Source organism: Thiocapsa sp., assembly GCF_018399035.1.
GTDB lineage: Bacteria > Pseudomonadota > Gammaproteobacteria > Chromatiales > Chromatiaceae > Thiocapsa.
Genome location: NZ_CP073760.1, coordinates 747,527 through 771,199, shown reverse-complemented (window position 1 = coordinate 771,199; position 23,673 = coordinate 747,527). Strand labels below are relative to the sequence as shown.

Genomic DNA, 23,673 nt, shown 5'->3' with positions numbered 1-23,673 from the left:
CCTCCATCGCCCGTACTGCGGGTCCGGCCGGGCTGCTAGAATAGCCGGTCAAACCCGTCCCTTGGAGCCAAAGCGTGACGCAGGATTCCGCCCCGCCCTCATCGCCATCCCTCAGTTATCGCGACGCAGGAGTCGACATCGACGCCGGCGCCAGGCTGGTCGAGCGCATCAAGCCGCTCGCCGCCGCCACCACTCGCCCCGGCGTCATCACGGGCCTGGGCGGATTCGGGGCGCTCTTCGAGCTCCCGCTCGCCGATTATCGGCAGCCCGTGCTGGTCTCGGGCACGGACGGGGTGGGCACCAAGCTCAAGCTCGCGATCGACCTGGGTCGGCACGACAGCATCGGGATCGACCTGGTTGCCATGTGCGCGAACGACATCCTGGTCAGCGGCGCCGAGCCCTTGTTCTTTCTCGACTATTACGCCACCGGCTCGCTCGATGTCGAGGTCGCCGCAGCCGTCATCTCGGGCATCGCGCGCGGCTGCGCGCTTGCCGGCTGCGCCTTGACCGGCGGCGAGACGGCCGAGATGCCGGGCATCTATCGTCCGGGCGACTACGACCTCGCCGGCTTCTGTGTCGGGATCGCGGAGAAGGCGGATCTCATCGTTCCGGACCGGGTCCGACCGGGCGACGTCCTGATCGGTCTCGCCGCGTCCGGTCCGCACTCCAACGGCTACTCGCTGATCCGCAAGGTCATCGAGGTGAGCGGTGCGGATCTCGGCGAGGATCTGGACGGCGTCAGCCTCGGCGAGCGACTCCTGGCACCGACCCGCATCTATGTCAGGTCCGTCCTGCCCTTGACGCGCGCCATCAGGGTGCACGCCCTCGCCCACATCACGGGCGGCGGATTGACCGAGAATCTGCCGCGGGTGCTGCCGGACGACACCCGCGCCGTCCTGGATCTCGCGAGCTGGACCCGCCCGCCGGTCTTCGACTGGCTCCAGTCCAAGGGCAGGATCGAGGAGGCCGAGATGCTGCGGACCTTCAACTGCGGGATCGGGATGGTGGTTGCCGTCGATGCGGGGGATCTCGACCAAGCGCTCGCGCTGCTGCGCGCCGGCGGCGAGGATGCGCGGGTGATCGGACAGGTCGAGGCGGGGCAAGGACCCGCGTCGGTACGCTATGTCGGCGAGGCCACGCATGCCTGATGGCGGGCGCCTGCGCGTCGTCGCCCTGATCTCGGGCAGCGGCAGCAACCTGCAGGCATTGATGGACGACGCGACAAAGGGCCGAGACTTCGAGATCGTCGCCGTCGTCAGCAACCGCGCGGATGCCTTCGGCCTGGAACGAGCCCGGCGCGCCGGGATCCCGGCCGAGGTGCTGGACCATCGCGACTTCGCGGGACGCGAGCCCTACGAGGCCGAGCTGCGCGCCCTGATCGATCGCTATGCGCCCGGCCTGGTGATCTTGGCCGGCTTCATGCGCATCCTCACGCCCGCCTTTGTCGAGCATTATTCCGGACGGATGCTCAACATCCATCCCTCGCTCCTACCCAAATTCCGGGGGCTCCAGACCCATCAGCGCGCCTTGGACGCCGAGGAGCGCGAGCATGGCGCGAGCGTCCACTTCGTCACACCCGAGCTCGACGGCGGACCCGTCGTCATTCAGGCTCGACTGGACATCCATCCGGGAGAGGACGCCGCGAGATTGGCGCAACGGGTGCTGACACAGGAGCACATCATCTATCCACGGGCGGTCGGCTGGTTCGCGCAGGGGTGCCTGCGACTGGGGGAGGATGGCCGGCCGTGGTTGGACGGCGAGCCGCTGATGTCGCCGATCATGATCGATACCGCGACCGGCTCCGATGGTTTCGGAACGGGCGACGAGTCTCCCCAAGTGCGCGCGGCGCGGACAAGATGATCGATTGACTCGTGATCCCCGGAGCTCGGGGCATGGTTGCTATCAGGTGACCTTCTGGCTCATCGTCCTGCTCCACGTCGGCTTTTGGATCCTCTGGCTGGCCTCGCCCGAGACGGTGCTGGAGCAGTTTCAGCCGATCGCGGATTATTTATCCAACTATCTGACGATTAACCGCTAAAGGATCAGCAACCGATGAACCATTCGTCATCTCCTCCGCGTTGTCGGGCGCACTATTTCCGTCGCGGCTTGGACTCGGCGTCAGTGCTGTCGCTGCTTGAGCCCGTTCCGCCCGAGGACATGCTCGTCGCATTCGTCAGCATTTTCTGGAACATGTCCCATGAGGCCATGGTCCCGGTCACGTAGGGCTGGAACAGCTTGATCGGGTCGTAACCCTCGGTGCCGGCGACCATGCGCTCGCGGATGTCGTCCATCAACTGGCGTTGAAAGGCTTCGACATCCGGCAAACCCAACAGCTTGCGCATCTCTTCCGGCGTCATCTCGACATCGAAACTCATCTTCATGCCTCTCTCCTTGGAGCGCGGCGCGGCACGGTGCCCCGCCTGCACGATCACTCTGGACGATGACGTGGGTCGAATCAAGCCGCCTCGCAACGACGCAAGACCGGGGGGTCCGACTCGGTGGAGCAGTTCAGAGATCCCGAGACCGACCGAGATCATTCTCGTTGTCGTTGTCGTTGTCGACCATCGAGACGATTACGACAACGACAACGACAACGAATGGCTTCGACACATCTACTTTATAACGCGCCGGCTCCGGCGCGGCCAAGCCAACCAACTCCGCATACCGCACCGGGCGCGGTTTAGTGCCGACTCGCACGCGGAACCGAGTCGGTCGGTGCGGGATCCTCCACGGTCATGGTGCGGCGCACCCGGCGCCCGACCAAGAGACAGGCGCGCTCGAACGCGCGACCTGCCTCGCGTGCGTTCCACTCCCACTCCGAAGGGTGCGCGGTGACCGGGAACTGCCAGTGCCCGGTCGTCAGCACGGTGCCGATGCGCACCTCGAGCGTCCAGTCATGCCAGACGGTGCCGGGCTGATCGTCCTCGACGAACTCCTGCTCGGCCAGTCGAACATAGTTTCCGGCGCGATCCTCCATCGAGACGAGGTCGGAAATGACCAGAGAATCGTCGACACAGCTGGTCCAAGCCGTGTGGACCGCGCTGGCCGTCCCCATGAGGGAGTGGATGAGGAGTGACGGGGTCAGTGTGAGCGACAAGGGGGTTTCCCAATCCGGTTCGGCGGCGTCGGTCGGGGTCTCGGTGTCGGTCTGGGTGGCCATTGCAAATCCTTTACGGTCGACTTGTTCCCGGCGGATGCAGGGCGTCTAATGGGCTTCAGTCTATAGTTCAGGTCCGCCGCAGGGCAATCCTCGTTCGGCTTCCATGCCTCGGCCCTCGGCCGAGGTCAAGCACATTCGCAAGGTTGTATCATGTCCGTTCTGCTCGATCTCAGCATCTTTCCCGTCGACCGAGGCGCCGGTGTGAGCGGCTTCGTCGCCCCCGTCATCGCCATGATCCGCGACAGCGGCCACGATTACCGACTCTCGCCGATGGGCACCGTCGTCGAAACCGACACCCTGCCCGAGGCGCTGGCGGTAATCGAGCGCGCCTATGAGATCCTCGATGCCTTGGGCTGCGAGCGCGTCTATGCGACGGCGAAGCTCGACATCCGGAAGGGGCAGACCGGACGCATGGAGGGGAAGGTCGCGTCGGTGCGGAGGCAGATCGGCGAGGTCGCCTGCTGAACCGCGTCCTCCGGGCGCGATATGCAGAGGTTCGCAGAGCTGATGCGGTCGGCAGGCGGAGCTGGACGCGGTTCAGGAATCGTGAATCATCGAAAAGCGATGCAGTTGAAAATTATCACGGATTAAACACTTAAACCGCATCGACGCCAACATCTCAGAGGGATGCCAAACTGGCTGGCCACTCAAGACTACGCATACTGCGCCGGACGCGGTTTAACCGGACGCGGTTTAACACGAGACACTGATCATGAAGGTTGCGATCTTTTCCGATGTTCAAGCCAACCTGCCGGCGATGGAGGTCGCGGTCGAGCGGATCCTCGACTGGAATCCGGATCTGGTGGTGATGGACGGGGACCTGGTCAACCGCGGGCCGAGCAGCCTTGCCTGTGTCGAGCTGTTCGACGAGCTGCGCCGAACACGCGGCTGGTTGCCGGTGAAGGGCAATCACGAGGCGTGGATCCTGCGCTGCTCTCGGGAGCCGCCCCGCACCGAGCTGGAGGGTCAAATGCGGCGCTTCGCCGACTGGACCTACGAGCAGGTCCGCGAGCGTCTCGCGGCGCTCGAAGGCTGGCCGGACCATCTCTGCTTCCACGGCGAGAGCGATTCCAGCTGGGTGCACGTCACGCACGGGACCATGGCCGGGAACCGCTTCGGGATCTCGGCCGGTGTTTCGGACGAGGAGATCCGCGGCAACCTCCCGGTGGACGTCGCCCTGTTCGTGACGGCGCACACGCATCGCCCCCTGCATCGCGAGCTGGACGGCACACCCATCCTGAACGTCGGCTCGGTCGGCTCGCCGTTCGATGGCGACACGCGTGGAAGCTATGCCTTGCTCGAAGAACGTCGAGGACATTGGACCTGGGAGATCGTGCGGTTCGACTACGACCGTGCTCGCGCGGAGCGGGATTTTCGCGATTCGGGCTTTATCGAGGAGGGCGGACCCTTGGCGCGCATCCTCTTCGAGGAGTGGCGTCAGGCGCGTCTCTTGATGCCCTACTGGAGGCGAGGCTTCGAGCCGGCCGTTCTTGCGGGAGAGCGCGACCTCGCTGGATCCGTCGAAGAGTTTCTGCGGGATTCAGGTCACGTTTGAGCGGGTCGAGCACCGGTGCGCAGAGGCGCACCGGGCTTCGATGGATGTCATGAGGGTCACTGCTTCGCCTGCTTGCTCAGGATATAGACGGTGACCCCGGACCCGAGCAGCCCCCAGAACACCATCGGGATCCAGGCGTTGGTCAGGAGCGCTTCGGCCCCGTAGGTCGCGCCGGCCAAGATCAAGAAGAGGACTGCCGTGATCAGACTTAAGAGAAGGGGCATCATGAGTGTTTCCTTTTAGCTACAACGTTGGCTCTTATATTAGCGTTTACTTAATTAGTTGCAAGCCGCATCCAGCCGGACCCGATGCCGATCCCGCGTCTGCGCAACGCATGTAACAGATTGAAACCAACAGCGACATCAGGTGCGATCGGGGTGTTCCGAAGAATCCGACGCTGCGGATCGGACACACGTCGCGATCGATGACAAATTGCAACAAGATGTAACAGGGCAACAGTCGGCCCCTTGGAGTACGGATGAGCGACTCGGATCGTCTTTACCGCTTTATCTTCGAGAACATCGGGATTCGCGGCAATCTGGTCCATTTGGATGCGGCCTGGCGTGCCGTCCTGAGTGCGCACCCCTACCCGGAGGCGGTTCGCGATCCGCTCGGGGAGTCGCTGGCCGCCGTGACGCTGCTCGCCTCGACGATCAAGTTCGAGGGCTCTCTGATCCTGCAGGCACAGGGGCGGGGGCCCATCCGCACCCTGGTTGCACAGGCGACTCACGAGCATAAGGTCCGCGGGCTTGCCCGTTGGGAAGGCGAGGTGCCCGCCGACGGGACACTCGCGGCGCGGTTCGGAGGGGGACATCTGGCCTTGACGATCGAGCGGCGCGGCGCCGAGCCCTATCAGGGAATCGTGCCGCTGGAAGGAGCGGATCTCTCGGCGGCGATCGAGCGTTATTTCGTCGACTCCGAGCAGCTCCCGACGCGGCTCTGGCTTACGGCCGGAGCGAACCGCGCCGCCGGACTGCTGCTGCAGCGCCTCCCCGGCGAGGGTCTGAGCGACGAAGACTGGGAGCGCATCGGGATGCTGGCCGGCACACTGACACGCGAGGAGCTGACCGGCCAATCCACGGGCGATCTCCTCTATCGGCTCTTCAACGAGGAGTCGATCCGGCTGTTCGAGCCCGAGCCGATCGCCTTTCGGTGCGGCTGCTCGCGCACTCGGATCGAGGAGACGCTCAAGCTGCTCGGCCCGGCCGAGGTCGACGACATCCTCGCCGAGGAAGGCGCGGTCAGCGTCACCTGCGAGTTCTGCAACCGCAACTACGCCTTCGACGCGGTGGACGCCAAACAGCTCTTCGCCGAGCTGACCCGCCACGAGCCCTCGCCCTCGCAGCACTGATCCGGTTCGACCGCATGCTGAGCACCCTGCAGCCCTTGCTCGGACTGGGCGTCATCCTCGGTCTGGCCTGGCTCCTGAGCGAGCGGCGTGGCGCGGTCAGTCCCCGTCTGGTCCTCGCCGGCCTTGCGTTGCAGGTCGTTTTCGCACTCGCGCTGTTGAAGCTGCCGCTCGCCCAAGCCGCCTTTCTGGGGCTGACCGACCTGGTGCTCGCGGTACAGCGCGCCACCCAAGCCGGCACCGAGCTGGTCTTCGGCTTCCTCGGCGGCGGCGCGGCACCCTTCGAGACGCGCTATCCGCAGAACAGCTTCGTGCTCGCCTTCCAAGCCCTCCCCCTGATCCTGGTGATGAGCGCGCTCTCCGCCCTCCTCTTCCATTGGCGCGTGCTGCCCCTGCTGGTGCGCGGCTTCGCCTGGCTGTTGCGACGGACCATGGGGACCGGCGGTGCGCTGGGGCTCGGGGCGGCGGCAAACGTCTTTGTCGGCATGACCGAGGCGCCCCTTCTGATTCGGCCCTACCTGGCAGGACTGTCGCGCTCGGCGCTCTTCGCACTCATGACCTGCGGCATGGCCACCGTCGCCGGGACCGTCATGGTACTTTATGCCGGGATCCTGGCCGACACAGTGCCGGATGCGATGGGACACATCCTCACCGCGTCCCTGATCAGCGCGCCGGCGGCCTTGATGATCGCCGGCATCCTGGTGCCGGAGCAGGCGGACGAGGCGGACCGGGCGATCGTCGCCATCCCGATCGCGTCGCGCAGCAGCATGGACGCCATTACCCGCGGAACACTCGACGCGATCCCGCTCTGGCTCAACATCCTGGCGATGCTGATCGTCATGGTCGCGCTGGTGAGCCTCGCCAACCAGCTGTTGGGTCTGCTCCCGACGGTGGCCGGCGAGCCCTTGACCGCACAACGCATCCTCGGCTGGGCCATGGCCCCGGTCGTCTGGCTGATCGGCATCCCCTGGTCCGAGGCGCAGGTCGCCGGCTCCCTGATGGGTGTCAAGACCATCCTCAACGAGCTGATCGCCTACCTGGAGCTCGCCGGCACCCCGAGTGCCGAGCTCGGCGAGCGCAGCCGGCTGATCATGACCTACGCACTCTGCGGCTTCGCCAATCTCGGGAGCCTCGGCATCATGATCGGCGGTCTCGGGGCCATGGCGCCGGAACGCCGCGACGAGGTCGTCGCGCTCGGGCTGAAGTCGGTCCTTGCAGGAACCATGGCGACGCTGTCGACTGGGGCGATCGTTGCCTTGATCCTCTGAGGAGACATCCCTCGACGAGGCCGTCATCGGCCGTCATGTCGTTCTTGATGCACTGACGCGAGGAGCCGCCGCCTGCCTTACACCGGGCCGGGCATCAGGTGGACGCTCTGCGCGCGCCCACCTGCGATCGAAACGCATCGGCGAGGCAGGATGCGGATCACGGCAGATCAGAGGGAATAACTATCGAATAATGATATCCGATAGGCATAAACAATCTACGGCATACGGCCAAACGATTAGCCATCTCCGTTGGCGGTCCGTATTCTGGATTCACGCTCGACGAGAACCCAGACAAACCGACTTCGGACAACGAAGCCACAAGCGGAGACAGAGATGGACAAAACCCGAATGACGACTGCCGGCAAATGCCCTGTGATGCACGGCGCAAATACCACCGCCGGAACATCGGTCATGGACTGGTGGCCGAAGGCGCTCAACCTCGACATCCTGCATCAGCACGACACCAAGACCAATCCGATGGGTGAGGACTTCAACTATCGTGAAGCGGTCAAGACACTCGATGTGGAGGCGCTCAAGACCGATCTGCGCGCCTTGATGACCGACAGCCAGGACTGGTGGCCCGCGGACTGGGGCCATTACGGCGGTCTGATGATTCGGATGGCCTGGCACGCCGCGGGCACCTACCGGATTGCGGACGGCCGCGGCGGTGCCGGCACGGGCAATCAGCGGTTTGCCCCGATCAACAGCTGGCCGGACAACGTGAACCTGGATAAGGCGCGGCGTCTGCTCTGGCCCATCAAGAAAACATACGGCAACAAGATCAGCTGGGCCGACCTGATCGTTCTCGCCGGCACGGTGGCCTATGAATCGATGGGGCTGAAGACCTACGGTTTTGCCTTTGGCCGCGCGGACATCTGGCATCCCGAGAAGGACACCTACTGGGGCTCCGAGAAAGAGTGGCTCGCACCCAGCGACAACCCCGACAGCCGCTACTCGGGCGATCGGGAGCTGGAAAACCCCTTAGCCGCCGTGATGATGGGCTTGATCTACGTCAATCCCGAAGGTGTCGACGGCAAACCCGACCCCTTACGCACCGCCCACGATGTGCGCGTGACCTTCGCACGCATGGCGATGAACGACGAGGAAACCGTCGCCCTGACCGCCGGTGGCCACACGGTCGGCAAGTGCCACGGCAATGGCGACGCAGGTCTGTTGGGGCCGGCGCCCGAAGCAGCCGATGTGCAGGAGCAGGGCCTTGGCTGGAACAACCACAGCAGCCGCGGCGTTGGCCGCGACACCGTGTCCAGCGGCATCGAAGGTGCCTGGACGACCCACCCGACGCGATGGGACAACGGCTACTTCGCCATGCTGCTCGAGCATGACTGGGAGCTCAAAAAGAGCCCCGCCGGCGCTTGGCAGTGGGAGCCCAAGGACATCAAAGAGGAAGACAAGCCCGTCGATGTCGAGGATCCCTCGATCCGGTACAACCCGATCATGACCGATGCCGACATGGCCATGAAGATGGACCCGGCATATCGGGAGATCTCCGAGCGATTCCACAAGGATCCCGAGTACTTCTCGGAGGTCTTTGCACGGGCCTGGTTCAAGCTGACGCATCGCGATTTAGGCCCGAAGGCGCGCTACATCGGCCCCGATGTTCCGCAGGAAGACCTCATCTGGCAGGATCCGGTGCCCGCCGGCCGCACCGATTACGCTGTCGACGCCGTGAAGGCCAAGATCGCGGCCGGCGGTCTGAGCATCGGCGACATGGTCGCCACCGCCTGGGACAGCGCGCGGACCTTCCGTGGCTCGGACATGCGCGGCGGTGCCAACGGTGCACGCATCCGCCTGGCCCCGCAGAAGGACTGGGAGGGCAACGAGCCCGCGCGTCTGGCCAAGGTGCTGGGCGTGCTCGAGGGCATCGCGGCCGAGACCGGCGCCAGCCTGGCCGATGTCATCGTGCTTGCCGGCAATCTCGGGATCGAGCAGGCGGCCAAGGCGGCCGGTGTCGAGATCACCGTTCCCTTTGTTCCCGGTCGCGGCGATGCCACTGCCGAGATGACGGATGTCGAGTCGTTCGAACCGCTGGAGCCCATCCATGACGGCTATCGCAACTGGCTCAAGAAGGACTACGTCGTCAGTGCCGAAGAGCTGATGCTCGACCGCACGCAGCTGATGGGTCTGACCGCCCATGAGATGACGGCGCTGGTCGGCGGCATGCGGGTGTTGGGCACCGATCACGGCGGCACCAAGCATGGGGTCTTTACCGATCGCGAGGGCGTCCTGACGAACGACTTCTTCGTGAATCTGACGGATATGGCCTACACCTGGAAGCCAACCGGCAACAACCTGTATGAACTCCGTGACCGCAGGACGGATGAGGTCAAGTGGACGGCGACCCGCGTGGATCTGGTGTTCGGGTCCAACGCGATCCTTCGCGCCTATGCCGAGGTCTACGCGCAGGATGACAACAGGGAAAAGTTCGTGCAAGACTTCGTCGCTGCATGGACGAAGGTCATGAACGCCGACCGCTTCGACGCGGCTTAACGCTCGGCAGCGCTTCCCGCACCGCCCGCGAGGCATGGCGGGGCTGCGGCACAACCACCGGAAGCCTCTGAGCGACGGAGGCTTCCGGTGATCCAAGGATGTTGTGCGCCCCGCGAGACGCGGGTGCGCGAAGGGCGGTATCATCAAGGACGAGGTCCGCACATGGCTTAAGGGCTCGGTCGATGAATGCAGCAGGTCGAACGGCGGGGTTGCGATGACGGATGCCTTTGCGGAGCTTGCCGCCCTCCTGGTGATCGCGGCCGTTGCCGGCGCGATTGCGGTGCGCCTGAAACAGCCCCTGTTGATCGCCTACATCGTCGTCGGCATCGCGGTCGGCCCGGCCGGGTTCGCGCTGGTCAGTTCTCACGATCAGATCGAGGTACTCGCCCAGGTCGGCGTGGCGGTGCTCTTGTTCGTGGTGGGGCTGAAGCTGGACCTCACACGGGTGCGCGACATCGGCCCGGTCGCCTTGGCCACCGGATTGGGCCAGCTCGCCTTTACGATCGTCTTCGGCTTCCTGATTATCCTCGCCTTGGGCAAGGGCCTGGTGGAAGCGCTCTACGTCGCGGTCGCACTGACCTTCTCGAGCACCATCATCATCGTCAAGCTGCTCTCCGACAAGGGCGAGCTCGACGCGCTGCACGGGCGTATCGCGATCGGTTTCCTGATTGTGCAGGATATCGCCGTCGTGCTGGCGATGATGGCGATGAGCTCGCTCGGCACGGGCGCCGACGCGTCGGCCTGGGTTGTCGCGGCCTCGCTGGTGGGGCGCATCACGGCCGCGGCGGTGCTCATGTTCGTGCTGATGCGCTATGTGCTCCCGGATCTCCTGCATCGCATCGCGCGCTCGCAGGAGCTGCTCCTGATCTTCGCCATCGCGTGGGGCACCGGGCTCGCGGCCCTCGGCGAGTGGGTTGGCTTCTCCAAGGAAGCCGGGGCCTTCCTGGCCGGTTTCTCGTTGGCGTCGACCGCCTATCGCGAGGTCATCAGCGCGCGCCTGACGGGCATCCGCGACTTTCTGCTGTTGTTCTTTTTTATCCATCTCGGCGCCGAGCTCGACATGACGACCCTCGGTGCCGAGGTCTGGCCCGCCGTCTGGCTGTCGCTGTTCGTGCTGATCGGCAATCCGCTGATCGTGATGGCCATCATGGGCGCGATGGGCTACCGCAAGCGAACGGGGTTTCTCGCGGGCCTGACGGTCGCCCAGATCAGCGAGTTCTCGATCGTCTTCGTAGCGATGGGAATCAGCCTGGGCCATGTCGGGGTGGAGGCACTCGGGCTGACAACCTTGGTCGGGCTGATCACCATCACGCTGTCGACGTACATGATCCTGTACTCGCACCCCTTGTACCGGACCCTCGCGCCTTTGCTCGGGGTGTTCGAACGACGTCGGCCTTACCGCGAGCTCGGCGACGAAAATACGGCTTCGGACGAGGCGCAGCCGGAGGTGCTGGTGATCGGGCTTGGCCGCTACGGACTACGCTTGGCACGACGTCTGCGCGACGAGGGCCTGCACGTGATCGGGGTGGATAGTGATCCGGACGTCGTGCGTCGCTTATCCCACACCGACTTGAATGTCCGCTTCGGCGATGGTCACGATGCCGCTTTTTTGGATAGTCTCCCTATGGACGGGCTGCGCTGGGCCATCAGCACCCTGCCGGAATTGGATTCAAACCGCGTCCTGCTCTACGCCTTGGCCGAGCGTCGTTTCTCGGGCGAGATCGCCATCGTCGCCCGTGACGACGCCCAGGGTGCACAGCTCTGGCAGATGGGCGCGCCCGTCATTCTGTACCCCTTCCGCGATGCGGTGGATTTTGCCGCGGACAACATCATGGCCATCATGCGCCGCCGAAGCCAAGCAGATTGACCGCCTCGCCACAGGAATCCGATGGCGGAGGAATTAAGGAACGATTCAAAAACCACCGGAACACGTAGGATGGGTAGAGCGAAGCGAAACCCATCCAGCCCGCGCCAAGGGCATCGGACCGAAACCCGGCAACGCGGCGGTTGGGAGGATGGGTTTCGCTGACACTCTACCCATCCTAGCGGTTCATCAACGTGTTCATCTTGTTTCTGAATCGTCACTATGGGAAGAGCGGCGTGCGCGTCTCCGCTCAGGGTCGTGGATGCATCGAACGTCGAGCGCACCCAAAAGTGAGCATCTCGCTCCGGACGCGGTTCAACAGGTCTTGCAGCTTTCTACCGGCAGCCCTCGGCGCACCCAGCCGGGGCCCGCCCGACTCCCCGCCATACCCTCCGGAACATGCGAGACGTTGGTAAACCCCAGCTTTTCGAGGGCGTCGCGGGTGTAACCGGTCCGGTTTCCGGTGCGGCAAATAAGAACGATCGGGGCGTTTTGATCACCGTCGACGACGTTCAGGACGTCCCGCACGAAGGTCGGTGCGGTCATGTCGAGCGTAAGTGCGCCGGTCGCAACGCCCGTCTGTCGCCATTCGGCCGGGGTGCGGATATCGATGAACGTGACCTCGCCGGCCCGGGCCTTCTCCAGCGCCTCGGCTGCGGTCAGGGTCGAGTCGGCTCGCGCCGCGCCGCCGACCAGGGAGAGGGCGGCGAGCACGACGACTGCGTGGTGACGGACGGATCGAAGAACGGACATGGTTATAAGCTCCTTTTTAAACTGCTCACGGGTTGTATCGGGTTACACGCGGGGAAGTTGTGCTTCCTGGCGTCAGCACAACCTACGGAGTCAAATTTTTCATGGGGCGGCGAGGAGATCCTGGTGCTCGAGGGCGAATTCGCCGACGAGCATGGCCGCTATCCGGAAGGCACCTGGATCCGCAGTCCGCACATGAGCCAACACACCCCCTTTTCGGATGCGGGGTGTCTGATCTACGTGCGTGTCGGCGGGCTATGACACGGGGCTGATCGGGCGAACGACCACTTTCAGCTCCGGGAATGTTCCTGAAAGATCCCGATCGCAACGACACGCTCGCGTCTCGGATTAGGCTGCGCCGCTCCGACCGGCAGGTGGCGGATGCCCCACAGCAGACGCAGTCCGAATCTCTTGCCACGCCGGGTGCGCGTCGATCAGTGACAGCGCCTTTTCAAGCAGCGTTCTACCCGGCTCCATCTTGAACCAGGTCGAGGCACCCGAGGGATGCGGGAGCGGGATCAGGTCGGCCTCCAAACCGCTCGGGGAGCGATAGGGCCATCGCGCTCCGACGACGTCGTTCAGACGCTTGGACGCCATGAACTGCGTGATGGCGAGCTTGCCGACCGGGATGATCAATCGGGGCCGTGCAAGCTCGACCTCCGTTCGCCACCAGCCGCTGCAGCGCTCGACCTCGGCGGCGTCGGGAACCCGGTCGCCGCCTTTCGGGGCTTTGCCGGGAAAGCAGCGGCAGACCGCGCTCATGAGGGCGCGACTGCGAAAGTTCGGCTCGTCGATCCCGATGGACTCGAACCAACGAAAGAGCGTCTTGCCGGCGGTCCAACAAAACGGGATGCCCTGCAGGATCTCGCGCGTGCCCGGGGCTTGACCGACCATCATGACCGGCGAGATGACCGCCTGACCATGTACGGGCGGCCCCTGCATCCCGGGGCAGCGCCGGCAGTCGACCAGATCGAGATACAGTCGCGCGAGCGCATCGACGCCTTCTAGTCCCTCGCCCGAGCTCATGCCCGGAGACGCCGCAGGATTTTCTCGATCTGAGCGCGATGCGTACGATTGTGGATCGCGGCCACGGCGTGCCACTGACGTGCATTGAGCGGACCGAACCAAGGATGCGGGTGACGCTCGCGCGAGCGCAGCGAGCCCAGTCGCTGGACCACGTCCGTGTAGCGCTCGACTGCCGCTTCCAAGGCAGTGATGCGATCGGGGCCGGCGTCGTCGTGCGGCCGGACGTCCTCCAGGCCGATCTCGGCGCCGTGATTGTGATCGGTGCAGATCGCGTGGATCAGTACCATGACGGCGGTATTGACCATGACGAGATGGTCGAGCGTCATGTAGACAGACCAGTCGCGGCTGCTGTCCTCGATCCCCGGAAAGCGCGCGATCCGGATCCGAGCCCTCCCCTGCTCTTCCGAGAGACCCTGTGCGAGCGTTCTGGCCTGCAAAGCGTCGCGCCGGAATGCCCGCAGGATCGCCGCCGGGGACACGAACGAGGCGTAGAGTCGCAGACCGAGATCCGCAGCGCGACGCTCGTGCCAAGGGATCAAGGCCCGCAGCGGGTCGAGGTCGTCCGGTGCGCCTCCCCTCATGATCGGCCCTTGCCCCAGGTGTCGCGCAGCCCGACGGTCAGATTGAAGACCGGCCGCTCGGGCGTCGCATCGGCATCGACGACAAAATAACCCTCGCGCTCGAACTGGAAGCGCTCACCGGGCGCCGCGCCCTGCAAGGCGGGCTCGAGGACCGCATCGGTCAGGATGCGCAAGGACTCCGGATTGATGTCGCCGCGGAAATCCGCTCCACCGCCACCCGGTATCGGAGCTCGGAACAGACGGTCGTACAACCTGATCTCGGCCCGAACCCCGTGCTCGGCCGAGACCCAATGAATGACGCCTTTGACCTTGCGGCCCTGCGGATCGCGGCCGAGCGTGTCGAGATCCGCGCTCGCATGCAAGGCGAGGATCGCACCGTCGGCATCCTTCACGACCTCGTCGCAGCGAATCACATAGCCGTTGCGCAAGCGGACCTCGCCACCGGGGACCAAACGCTTGAACCCCTTCGGCGGGATCTCCTCGAAGTCGGTCCGGTCGATATAGATCTCGCGACCGAACGGGACCGCGCGCTCGCCCATCGCGGCATCCTTGGGATGATTGCGTGCCTCGATCGATTCGGTGCGGCCCTCGGGATAGTTTGTGATGACCACCTTCAGCGGACGCAGCACGGCCATTCGACGTGGCGCCGTCGCGTCCAGGTCTTCACGGATGGTGCTTTCGAGCAGGGCCATCTCGACCAGGTTGTCGGATTTGGTGACGCCGACCCGCTCGCAGAAGTCGCGGATTGCACCCGGCGTGTAGCCGCGGCGTCGCAGGCCGGCGACGGTCGGCATGCGCGGGTCGTCCCAGCCGTGGACATGACGCTCGCCGACCAGCTCGGTCAAGCGCCGCTTGCTCATGACCGTGTATTCGAGATTCAGCCGGCTGAACTCGATCTGACGCGGCTTGCAGGGCACCGAGACGTTGTTCACGCACCAGTCGTAGAGCGGGCGATGGTCCTCGAACTCGAGCGTGCAGAGCGAGTGCGTGATGCCTTCCAGCGCATCGGAGATGGGATGGGTGTAGTCGTAGGTCGGATAGAGACACCAGGCGGAGCCGGTCTGATGATGGACGACACCGTGCTTGATGCGATAGAGCACCGGGTCGCGCAGGTTGATGTTCGGGGAGGCCATGTCGATGCGCGCACGCAGGGTGCGGGCGCCGTCCGGGAACTCGCCGGCGCGCATCCGCGTGAAGAGATCCAGATTCTCCTCGACCGTGCGCTCGCGATAGGGGCTGTCCCGGCCGGGCTCGGTCAGGGTCCCGCGGTAGCTGCGGGTCTCCTCGGCAGTCAGGTCGCAGACGTAGGCCAGACCCTTTTCGATCAGCTCGATGGCGAATCCGTAGAGTCGCTCGAAATAATCCGATGCGAAATAGACCCGATCGCCCCAGTCGAACCCGAGCCAACGCACATCCGCCTTGATGGAGTCGACAAACTCGACATTCTCCCTGTGCGGGTTGGTATCGTCGAAGCGCAGATTGCAGGTGCCGCCGAACGCCTGCGCAAGGCCGAAGTTCAGGACGATGGACTTGGCGTGCCCGATGTGCAGATAACCGTTCGGCTCCGGCGGGAAGCGCGTGACGATGCGCGCGTGCTTGCCGGCGGCCAGATCGGCCTCGATGATCTGGCGGATAAAATTGGTGCGTAGCGTCTCGACGGTGTCGCTCATGATGCTCTTAAACCGCGCCCAGCGCGGTATGCGATGTTTTTGGATGGGATCGGCCCCGGCAGACTTGACGACCGCCGGAGCCGGCGCGGTTTAAGATATTAAAAGCTATATTATTTTAAACCGCGCCCCCGCTAAGGGCAGTGGATGGACCGAACGTCGAGCTCACCCGAAAGTCAGCATCTCACACTGGACGCAGTTTAACCGAGATTGCCGGGTGGGCCGTGCGATCGCGGAATCGGCCCCGAGCATCGCATTCTAGCGCTTGCCGCCCGGATTGAAAGGGTCGCGGGAAGCGCGCGATTCACGCCCGAGGCCATCGCGTGAACGACGCACTCGCCGCAGCGAGTTGCGCTATCCTGAACGACCGTCCGCCCAAGACAGACTCAACCCGATCGAGGTTATCATGCTGGTGACATTTCGAACCAAGGCGTACGCCGACATCACCATGTTCGGGGACGTCGCCGTCACGCTCCTCAAACTGATGGGACATAGCGCTGCGGTCCCCGGCGCGCTCATGCCGGAGGACATCCCGGCGGCCCTGGCGAAACTCAAGGCCGCGGTGGAGGAGCATGCCGAAAAGCCGCTCGACCCGACTCCAAGCGGCTCTCAAGCGGCTCCGCAGGACGGCAAAGAGGGTCAGTACGTGAGCCTCGCGCACCGTGCACTGCCTTTGATCGAGCTGCTGACCGCCGCGGCGGCGGACGACGCCTATGTGATGTGGGACTGAAGCGCCGTGATTCGCCGGATCCGGCGCGAGGACGCCGCGGCGCGGGAAAATGAACAGGCTGCGACGCCGGGCGCGGCGCCGACCCTCTCCGAGCAATCCGCCGAAACCACCTGAGGCCGTTCGAGTGGGCGAGACAAGCGCCTCGCCCCGGCTGAGCTCCGATCGGCTCGACTCCGAGCCGAGCCGATCAGGGTTTCGAGCCGGTCTCCGCCACCTCGACCATCACCTCGTTTCGCCGCATGAACCAGAGCGAAAAGGGCGAGTTGTAGCGCGCATAGACAGGCGCGGCGAGGGGCCTCAGGCCGGCCTCTTCGACGGCACGCAGGAGACGTGTCTCGTTCTCGCGATAGCGCGTCTCGGTCCAGCGTCCGGAATAGCGCCGCACGGCCATCAGCTTGCCGGGTTCCTCACGCAACCGTACCCGCGGGTCGACGGGCTCGGGCAGGGTGTCCAGCGTAAACCGATCCGGCATGACAAAGCTGACCACGAAGGTCTCGCCCGCGGTCCCGCTTGCCGGGCGCTGCACCACGGGTGCCGTCATCTCGATGCGCTCGCCCTCGCCCGTCGCCGGCCGCTGGCTGACCGGCGCCGTCATCTCGATCTTGGCGTCCGCGCGATTATCTCCGAAAATGTAGCCGGCGAGGATGCGAAACGCCTGATTCCCGGCCTCGTCGAAGGGGCCCGCGACCTCGGTTTCGGCAACCGCATAGGGCGGATAACGACGAAGCTCGAAATCGGCAAAGGTCCGAACAACCGTGTAATCGGGTTCCTCGACTGCCATCGCTTCGGTCCCTCCGAACGACATGAGAAGGGCGCAGACCAGGGTTGTCGTGCGCAGAGTGTTGAATCTTGATCCGATCATCAGAGGTGCTCCTTGTTCACGGGATCGACACCGGCTTGAACGGTGTACATGGAGGCGGGGGCGGGAAGGAGAAAGGTTCAGGGTGAAAGGTGAACGGGACAAAGATGAGCGTACTCGGTATCGCCACGCCAACAAGCGGCTCGGCCTGTATCAAGCTCATCCGTCTGAGCTGAGACTTGGAGGCTAAGGTGATTTCCGGGAAAGCATCGACCAACATGTAGGGGCGACTTTAGTCGCCCGGTAAGCATCGGCAACACGCACGGCCGGGATGATCATTCCCGGAAATCGCCTAAAACCGATGCTGAACCGCCGACGACACCGCCAACACTCTGCCGCGTGGCCGCGCCAACCCGACGGGGCGCTCAGGCGTCGCCCGGACGATCGGGCAGGTCCGGCGGATTGCGCTCGAAAGCCCGCCTGATCAGTTCCGGATCATCGACCCGAATGACGAGCTGAAAACGGCCTCCCGGTCCGACGCGGTAGGGGTGACCGAAGAGGTCGATCAGCGAGCCGGGTGCAGCACAGCCGTTGACGCGCAGCTCGGCCTCGATCAACAGCTCGGCGGCGCCGGGCGTCGGCTGGCCGTAGCGCATCGGCGCGGTCGGCGATGGGCTCGAGCGCCGCTCGGCGGCGTGAGCCGGCTGGGGCATGGCAACGTCGCTCTGCGCTGCCGATACGGCGTCGCGCGACGGTGGAGCCTCGGCGGAATCCGGGTGCCTGTTCGGCGATTGGCCGGAGCGATCGAGCTGCTCAGGGATCTCGGCGGCCGGCCTGGGCTCGCGATCGGGAACAGGATCCGAAACGCGAACCGTCCCGAGATCAAGGCGCTCACCGCGCCGGGCCAAGACGTCGACGGCGCGGATTCCGGTCTGTTCGGGAACGACGGATCGCGCGCCGAGCGGCTCTCGTGCCGTTGACGACGACGTCGCTGCCGATCCCGACTTCGGAGGATCGGTCCGCCGCGTCGCAGCCGGCGCCGGAGCCTCGATCAGCCTATCGGAGGGTGCCCCGATGCGCTCGACGGTCGAGAAGCGGACATCGACCCGCGCGCCGTGATCAAGGACGTTGGATCGGGCGAGCATCACCCAACCGCCGGCCGCATCGCTCAGGCCCAACTCGGCGTCGTAACGCGCCGGCCGTGCATCGACCGAAAAGACCTGCTCCCCGTGGCCGCTCGGACCACGCAGCTGCAGGGTGACTTCCTGCACCAGCGTTGGCTCCCCGGCGTGGAGACGCCGCAGTCGCAGCACGGGCACCGGCTTGGGGCCGTCGCGCGCAAAACCGGCCGCGACGGGGATGAGATCGTCGCCCGAGAGGTGCCAGAAGACGCAAAGTCCGCCGTCACCTGCACTCGCCAGCACGAGATGCGTTCCGCGTTCTCGTAAGGGGAACCTTGGAACGAGCGTTCGCTTCACTCCGCGAGGCCGCCCACACCAAGCTCGGTCGCATCGGCACGGGACGGCTGCGCGAGCGCGAAATCCGCCTCGTCCAATGCGAGCGATGCGTCATGGGTCCGTGCATGCAGGTACGGGATCCAGGAATCGCCCCAGAACAGAAAACAACTGGTCTCGGCCTCGAGGATCAAACGACGGGCGCGCGACAGGGGCTCGACGCACCGAGCAGCCGCGGCCGCAGGTCCGCGCACGAGCTGCCAATAGCGGGCACTGAGCCGTGCGACCTCCGCAACGGCTTCGCGTTGGCGCGCGCTGCCCGCCCACCGAGAGAGATCCTCCCCCGAGGTGGAGCCCACGTTCCAGGCACCGGTTTGAACCTGCGCATGGGCAGTCGGTGTCACCCGCCCGAGATAGTCCGCAAGACGCACAGGGATGATCGGGCAGGTTCCGTCGCGCACCTGCTCCATGTAGGGGGCGAAGAAGTGACCGAAAAATCCGGATGGCTCGTGGGTTTGGCGAAACCAGCCGCCGTTCTCGCCGTCCGACCAGGTCGTGACCAGGCGTTTCTCGTCCGGCCGCGGCGAGCCTGCGGTCCGCCGCAGGACCTCGTCGCGAAACCAACGTGGATTCAGCCCGCTCTCTTGGGCGTTGGAGACATCGCGATCGCGCGGGACGACGCTGATGCACACACCCTCATGGCAGGCTATATAAGGGCGAAAGATGTCGCTGATGCCGTCCTCCGGGCGGACGTGCACGCCGTCGACGACCACGTAGTCATAGCCAGCCTGCACCAGCGCGGGGATCATCGCCATGGTGAAGGCCATCTCCGGGGGCCAAAAGCCGCGCGGGGCGCGGCTGAAGATCCGCTCCATCTGCGCGCGCCCCAAGGCCAGTTGCTCCGACCAATCGGCATGCGGGATCAAGGGAAAAATGGGGTGGGAGTAGCCCATGCCGATCAGCTCGATATTGTCGGCTTCGCGGTAATACTCGAGCATCGCCGGGATGTCGACGATATGACGATACCGGTCCACGATCCCGGGATCGAGGAGCTGCTCGAGCAACACACCTGAAAAACCGACATGAAGCCGTGCGACGTCGCGATACTGCAAGGCATAGCGCGGCACACGCTCGTAGCAACGGATGATCTCCTCGGCCTCCCAAGGATTGGTATCGATCAGGAGGCGCAGGTTGCCGGGCGGCTGGTGCATGTGCAGCCCGAGGGCGTGATAAATGTGGGTCCGAGTCATGAATCACCACAGTCAGGGGGTGCCTGGATGGATCGTCGGCGCCCGGGAGTGATGGGTTTCGCTGCGCTCTACCCATCCTACGCCCTTGCACGGCACGTTTTCGCTCAGCGTCCCTCGAAGATCTGAATACTGCGCGAGCGCACCAGCACGGAGGCTGTTTCGAGCGCGATCTGATCCTCGGGCAGGACGAGATCGGTCGGGCTCGCCCGTCCGGTGTCGAGCGCGGTGTACCAACGACACTGCTGGATCATCGGGATCTCGAACCGCTTCGCCTCGGCATCCATGTTGATGAGAACGCAGAGCAAGTCATCGTCTTGGCGTGCGCGCGCCAAGGTGAAGGCGAGCACCCGTGCGTCCGGGTCATCCCAGGGAGGATCGCCCGGCGTGGTTCCGTGCCACGCCACATCAGGAAGATCGCTGCCGTTGCGCGGCTGGCCGGACAGGAAGTGGCGGCGACGCAGACTCGCATGACGTTTGCGCAGGGCGATCAATCCGCGCACGAACCGCAGCATGTCGCCATTGCGCTCGACCAACGACCAGTCGAACCAGCCCAGCGGGTTGTCTTGGCACCAGGTGTTGTTGTTGCCCTGCTGGGTGCGCAGCACCTCGTCGCCGGCCAGGAGCATCGGGATACCCTGGCTCATGAACATCAGGGTCAAGAGGTTCTTGGCCTGACGCCGACGCAGCGCGAGAATCTCGGGATTATCGGTCTCGCCCTCGACACCGCAGTTCCAGCTCAGGTTGTCGTCGGTCCCGTCGCGATTGTCTTCACGGTTGGCGCGGTTGTACTTGCGCTCGTAGGAGACGAGGTCCCAGAGCGTGAAGCCGTCGTGGCAGGTGACGAAGTTCACGCTGTTGATGGGCTGACGCAGGTTGGCCTGATAGAGGTCGCTGCTGCCCGCTAGCCGAGTCGCGATCTCCGGAACCAGCCCCGGGTCGCCGCGAACGAAACGCCGTACGCTGTCGCGAAAGCAGCCGTTCCATTCCATCCAGCGATAGCCGGGAAAGCTGCCGACCTGATACAGGCCGGCGGCGTCCCATGCCTCGGCGATGATCTTGGAGGCGTTGAGCGTATCGGAGAGCTCGATCGCCCAGAGCACGGGCGGGTTGGCCATCGGCCGGCCGTCCGAGTCCCGCGCCATGGCGCTGGCGAGATCGAAACGGAATCCGTCCACGTGCATCTCGCGAACCCAATACTCGAGGGCATCGATGATGAAACGCGACACGACGGGGTGATTGGCGTTGACCGTATTTCCGCAGCCCGTGAAGTCCAGATAGATGCGCTTGTCCAGGCTGTCCAGGCAATAGAAGGTCTCGTTGCCGAGCCCCTTGAAGCTGATGGTCGGGCCGCCGTTGCCGCCCTCGCTGGTATGGTTGAACACCACATCCAGGATGACGCCGATGCCGGCCTTGTGCAGAGCCTTGACCATGTCGCGAAACTCGCGCCGATGCGTGCCCTGCTCGGGGGTGACACAGTAACCGGGATGGGGCGAGAAGAAGCCGAAGCTGCTGTAGCCCCAGAAGTTGCGCAGCCCCGCCTCCCAGACGCCCGGCGGGACGTCCTGCTCGTCGAACGCCATGACCGGCATCAGCTCGACATGGGTGATGCCGAGGTCCTGCAGATAGGGGATCTTTTCGATCAGACCGAGGAAGGTCCCGGGATGATGCACGCCCGAGCTGGCATGCCGGGTAAAGCCGCCGACATGCAGCTCGTAGATGATGGTCTGCTCGGTGGGGCGGCGGATCGGCGTGTCGCCTTCCCAGTCGTACTCCTCGGCGAGGACCAAGCCGCGCGGCGAGTCATGAGGCTTCACACCCTTGTTCAGGCGATTCCAGCGATCCCAATGCGAGAGATTGACGGCGCGTGCCCAAGGGTCGAGCAGCTCGGTGCCGGCATCGAAACGCCAGCCGCGGGCACGGGGCTCGAACGGACCCTCCATGCGCCAGGTGTAGTGCGTTCCCGGCGGCAGATCCACGACCAGCACATGCCAGTAGAAGAAGGTGTGGTTGACCTCCGGGTCCAGCCGGATGACCTGGAAGGGCTCCGCGCTGTCCGCGCTGCGATAGAGCAGCAGCTCGGCCCCGCAGGCATGGCGGCTGAACACGGAGAAGTTGACCCCGTCGTCTTCGACGCTCGCCCCGTTGGGGTAGCGACGACCCGGAAGGATCTGAAAGGCAAATTGATCGACTGACATGGCTGTGATGGCTGAGGTCAAACCGAGCAAGCTCGGTGCGGTTGGCGGTGTCGGAGGACCCGCGAAAGAAAATAGAATAACACGCGACCCGTTGAGCCGGATCCGTGATGAGTCCCGGAATGGCCCCGAAACGCACCTCGGGATGGGTAAAGATCCGGCCAGCGTCGTGACTCGTGCAGCACGGCAGATATGTCGAGACCGTCCGTTGTCGTTGTCGTTGTCGTAATCGTGGTCGTGGTCGTGGTCGTGGTCGTGGTCGTATCGATGGTCGATGACGACAACGACAACGACAACGCAAATGATCTCGGACGGTCTGAGAATCTCTACACTGCTCTGCTAGCGGCCGGCAACCTTCGTCGCGGGACGATCCACCCAGCGCCAGGCCGCAAGCAGCCCGAGCGCCGCGGCCCCGGATGCGATTCCGAAGGTGACCCCCGCGCCCTCGGCGCTCCAGAGCAAACCACCGATCAGACTACCGAGCGCCCCGCCCGCGCCGAAGCTCAGGCTGTTGTAGAGCGCCTGCCCGCGCCCCTGGGTCCGTCCGCGGAAATACTGATGGACGAGGTGGATCGCTGCGGCATGAAAGGTCCCGAAGGTGGCGGCGTGCATGAGTTGGGCAAAGATCGCCACCGCCGGGATCGCAACGAAGGTCCCGATCAGAAGCCACCGCACGACCGCGATCGCCAGACTCCAGATCAGGACATGACGCGCACCGAAACGCTCGAGCAGGTTGCGCATCACGAGAAACACCAGCACCTCGGCCACGACGCCGAGTGCCCAAAGCGCACCGATCGCAGAGGTCGAGTACCCCACCTCCGCGAGATGAATCGAGTAGAAGGCGTAATAGATCCCGTGACTCGCCTGCATGAGAAAGCAGGCGGCGAAGAACGCGATGACCTCGGGTCGGGCCAAGAGCACGCGCAACCCGGGCGTGGCATGATCCCCCGTGACGGGCGCGCTGTCCGGGACGGTCAGGGTCGACAGCCAAATGCCGACGAAGAGGATCAGCACCCAGATCGGCACCACGCTCATCGGCGCGGACTCCAACTGCACGCCCAGGATCGCCACGACCAGGATGAATCCGACCGAGCCCCATAGGCGGATCAGGGCATAGCCGGCGGGCCGATGCCCCAGATGATTGAAGGTAACCGCCTCCATCTGCGGAAGCGAGGCGTTCCAGAAGAAGCTGAACAGGACCATGGCCGCGGCGATGGTCCAGAAGCCGTCGGCCGGGAAGACGCCGAGGAAGGTCACCGCCGAGACCAGCGACGCGAAACGCACGATCGGCATGCGCCGGCCGGTGATGTCGACGATATGACCCCAGAGCATCGGCGCGACGATCTTGGTGCCCACCAGGATCGCCATGAGCTGACCGATCGCCAGCGCGTCGAACCCCTTCGATTGCAGATAGGGCCCCCAAAAGGGCACCAGTGCACCGAGCGCCGCGAAATAGAAGAAGTAGTAGCCGGAAAGGCGCCAGTAAGGCATCGCCTCTGGCCAAGCGCTGAACCGCGTCCG

The 23,673-nt window shown here is 64.7% G+C and carries 22 protein-coding genes and 1 pseudogene; 11 read left to right on the top strand and 12 right to left on the bottom strand.

Going from position 1 to position 23,673, the window contains the following annotated elements; all coding sequences use genetic code 11:
• Nucleotides 1–74: 74 nt before the first annotated feature.
• From purM to KFB96_RS03535, 3 genes are read left to right on the top strand one after another with little or no spacing between them, the layout of a single operon-like run.
• Nucleotides 75–1,148 carry a phosphoribosylformylglycinamidine cyclo-ligase gene (gene purM, locus KFB96_RS03545; protein WP_213459051.1) on the top strand — a complete coding sequence of 358 codons (1,074 nt, stop codon included), beginning with the start codon at nucleotides 75–77 and terminating at the stop codon, nucleotides 1,146–1,148.
• Complete coding sequence (gene purN, locus KFB96_RS03540; RefSeq protein ID WP_213459049.1) at nucleotides 1,141–1,860, top strand: phosphoribosylglycinamide formyltransferase; 720 nt, start codon at nucleotides 1,141–1,143, stop codon at nucleotides 1,858–1,860. The genes purM and purN overlap by 8 nt, the downstream gene beginning before the upstream one ends.
• A gap of 4 nt (nucleotides 1,861–1,864) precedes the next feature.
• Complete coding sequence (locus KFB96_RS03535; protein WP_213501712.1) at nucleotides 1,865–2,038, top strand: hypothetical protein; 174 nt, start codon at nucleotides 1,865–1,867, stop codon at nucleotides 2,036–2,038.
• Between the two features lie 52 nt (nucleotides 2,039–2,090).
• On the opposite strand, the gene KFB96_RS03530 is transcribed toward KFB96_RS03535, so the two are convergent.
• Nucleotides 2,091–2,381: a DUF6489 family protein gene (locus KFB96_RS03530; protein WP_213459047.1), complete on the bottom strand. Its 291-nt coding sequence runs from the start codon at nucleotides 2,379–2,381 to the stop codon at nucleotides 2,091–2,093.
• 299 nt (nucleotides 2,382–2,680) lie between these two features.
• Entirely contained in the window at nucleotides 2,681–3,160 is a 480-nt protein-coding gene (locus tag KFB96_RS03525; RefSeq protein ID WP_213459045.1) for a hypothetical protein, read from the bottom strand.
• A 150-nt stretch (nucleotides 3,161–3,310) separates the two neighbouring features.
• Between KFB96_RS03525 and KFB96_RS03520 the strand changes: the two genes are divergently transcribed.
• Together KFB96_RS03520 and KFB96_RS03515 are read left to right on the top strand one after the other, a co-directional pair.
• Complete coding sequence (locus KFB96_RS03520; protein WP_213459043.1) at nucleotides 3,311–3,625, top strand: MTH1187 family thiamine-binding protein; 315 nt, start codon at nucleotides 3,311–3,313, stop codon at nucleotides 3,623–3,625.
• Between the two features lie 247 nt (nucleotides 3,626–3,872).
• Nucleotides 3,873–4,715 (top strand): metallophosphoesterase family protein, encoded by an 843-nt coding sequence (locus tag KFB96_RS03515; RefSeq protein WP_213459041.1) that lies wholly within the window; start codon nucleotides 3,873–3,875, stop codon nucleotides 4,713–4,715.
• A 56-nt stretch (nucleotides 4,716–4,771) separates the two neighbouring features.
• On the opposite strand, the gene KFB96_RS03510 is transcribed toward KFB96_RS03515, so the two are convergent.
• On the bottom strand, nucleotides 4,772–4,942 hold the full coding sequence (locus KFB96_RS03510) for a hypothetical protein (RefSeq protein WP_213459039.1): 171 nt from the start codon (nucleotides 4,940–4,942) through the stop codon (nucleotides 4,772–4,774).
• 251 nt (nucleotides 4,943–5,193) lie between these two features.
• Between KFB96_RS03510 and hslO the strand changes: the two genes are divergently transcribed.
• From hslO to KFB96_RS03490, 4 genes are all read left to right on the top strand, one after another.
• The gene (gene hslO, locus KFB96_RS03505; protein ID WP_213459037.1) at nucleotides 5,194–6,066 is read left to right on the top strand and encodes an Hsp33 family molecular chaperone HslO; all 873 of its coding nucleotides are present in this window, start codon (nucleotides 5,194–5,196) and stop codon (nucleotides 6,064–6,066) included.
• Between the two features lie 14 nt (nucleotides 6,067–6,080).
• Nucleotides 6,081–7,331: a nucleoside transporter C-terminal domain-containing protein gene (locus tag KFB96_RS03500; protein ID WP_213459035.1), complete on the top strand. Its 1,251-nt coding sequence runs from the start codon at nucleotides 6,081–6,083 to the stop codon at nucleotides 7,329–7,331.
• A 333-nt stretch (nucleotides 7,332–7,664) separates the two neighbouring features.
• Nucleotides 7,665–9,839 carry a catalase/peroxidase HPI gene (gene katG, locus KFB96_RS03495; RefSeq protein ID WP_213459033.1) on the top strand — a complete coding sequence of 725 codons (2,175 nt, stop codon included), beginning with the start codon at nucleotides 7,665–7,667 and terminating at the stop codon, nucleotides 9,837–9,839.
• Between the two features lie 214 nt (nucleotides 9,840–10,053).
• Nucleotides 10,054–11,706 (top strand): cation:proton antiporter, encoded by a 1,653-nt coding sequence (locus KFB96_RS03490; protein WP_213459031.1) that lies wholly within the window; start codon nucleotides 10,054–10,056, stop codon nucleotides 11,704–11,706.
• A gap of 312 nt (nucleotides 11,707–12,018) precedes the next feature.
• Here the strand turns inward: KFB96_RS03490 and KFB96_RS03485 are convergent, their stop codons facing one another.
• The gene (locus KFB96_RS03485; RefSeq protein ID WP_213459029.1) at nucleotides 12,019–12,456 is read right to left on the bottom strand and encodes a rhodanese-like domain-containing protein; all 438 of its coding nucleotides are present in this window, start codon (nucleotides 12,454–12,456) and stop codon (nucleotides 12,019–12,021) included.
• A gap of 102 nt (nucleotides 12,457–12,558) precedes the next feature.
• Here KFB96_RS03485 and KFB96_RS03480 point away from each other — a divergent pair.
• Nucleotides 12,559–12,714 (top strand): annotated as a pseudogene (locus KFB96_RS03480) (cupin domain-containing protein); the annotation flags it as partial.
• 87 nt (nucleotides 12,715–12,801) lie between these two features.
• On the opposite strand, the gene KFB96_RS03475 reads toward KFB96_RS03480, so the two are convergent.
• The 3 genes from KFB96_RS03475 to KFB96_RS03465 are packed head-to-tail and all read right to left on the bottom strand — an operon-like array spanning nucleotide 12,802 to nucleotide 15,730.
• Complete coding sequence (locus KFB96_RS03475) at nucleotides 12,802–13,479, bottom strand: uracil-DNA glycosylase family protein (RefSeq protein WP_213459027.1); 678 nt, start codon at nucleotides 13,477–13,479, stop codon at nucleotides 12,802–12,804.
• Entirely contained in the window at nucleotides 13,476–14,060 is a 585-nt protein-coding gene (locus tag KFB96_RS03470; RefSeq protein ID WP_213459025.1) for a DinB family protein, read from the bottom strand. The genes KFB96_RS03475 and KFB96_RS03470 overlap by 4 nt, the downstream gene beginning before the upstream one ends.
• Entirely contained in the window at nucleotides 14,057–15,730 is a 1,674-nt protein-coding gene (locus KFB96_RS03465) for a glutamine--tRNA ligase/YqeY domain fusion protein (RefSeq protein ID WP_213459023.1), read from the bottom strand. The genes KFB96_RS03470 and KFB96_RS03465 overlap by 4 nt, the downstream gene beginning before the upstream one ends.
• A gap of 403 nt (nucleotides 15,731–16,133) precedes the next feature.
• On the opposite strand from KFB96_RS03465, the gene KFB96_RS03460 reads away from it, so the two are divergent.
• Nucleotides 16,134–16,457, top strand: a complete 324-nt coding sequence (locus tag KFB96_RS03460) for a DUF1840 domain-containing protein (protein ID WP_213459021.1) — start codon at nucleotides 16,134–16,136, stop codon at nucleotides 16,455–16,457.
• A 187-nt stretch (nucleotides 16,458–16,644) separates the two neighbouring features.
• Here KFB96_RS03460 and KFB96_RS03455 read toward each other — a convergent pair whose 3' ends face one another.
• From KFB96_RS03455 to KFB96_RS03435, 5 genes are all read right to left on the bottom strand, one after another.
• The gene (locus KFB96_RS03455) at nucleotides 16,645–17,319 is read right to left on the bottom strand and encodes a heme-binding protein (protein WP_366931526.1); all 675 of its coding nucleotides are present in this window, start codon (nucleotides 17,317–17,319) and stop codon (nucleotides 16,645–16,647) included.
• Between the two features lie 362 nt (nucleotides 17,320–17,681).
• Nucleotides 17,682–18,680, bottom strand: a complete 999-nt coding sequence (locus tag KFB96_RS03450) for a hypothetical protein (protein ID WP_213459019.1) — start codon at nucleotides 18,678–18,680, stop codon at nucleotides 17,682–17,684.
• Between the two features lie 50 nt (nucleotides 18,681–18,730).
• Nucleotides 18,731–19,960 (bottom strand): glycoside hydrolase family 57, encoded by a 1,230-nt coding sequence (locus tag KFB96_RS03445; protein WP_213459017.1) that lies wholly within the window; start codon nucleotides 19,958–19,960, stop codon nucleotides 18,731–18,733.
• Between the two features lie 104 nt (nucleotides 19,961–20,064).
• Nucleotides 20,065–22,155, bottom strand: coding sequence for a glycogen debranching protein GlgX (gene glgX, locus KFB96_RS03440; RefSeq protein ID WP_213459015.1), 2,091 nt, complete (start codon nucleotides 22,153–22,155; stop codon nucleotides 20,065–20,067).
• 336 nt (nucleotides 22,156–22,491) lie between these two features.
• Nucleotides 22,492–23,643: an MFS transporter gene (locus tag KFB96_RS03435; RefSeq protein ID WP_213459860.1), complete on the bottom strand. Its 1,152-nt coding sequence runs from the start codon at nucleotides 23,641–23,643 to the stop codon at nucleotides 22,492–22,494.
• Between the last annotated feature and the right edge of the window lie 30 nt (nucleotides 23,644–23,673).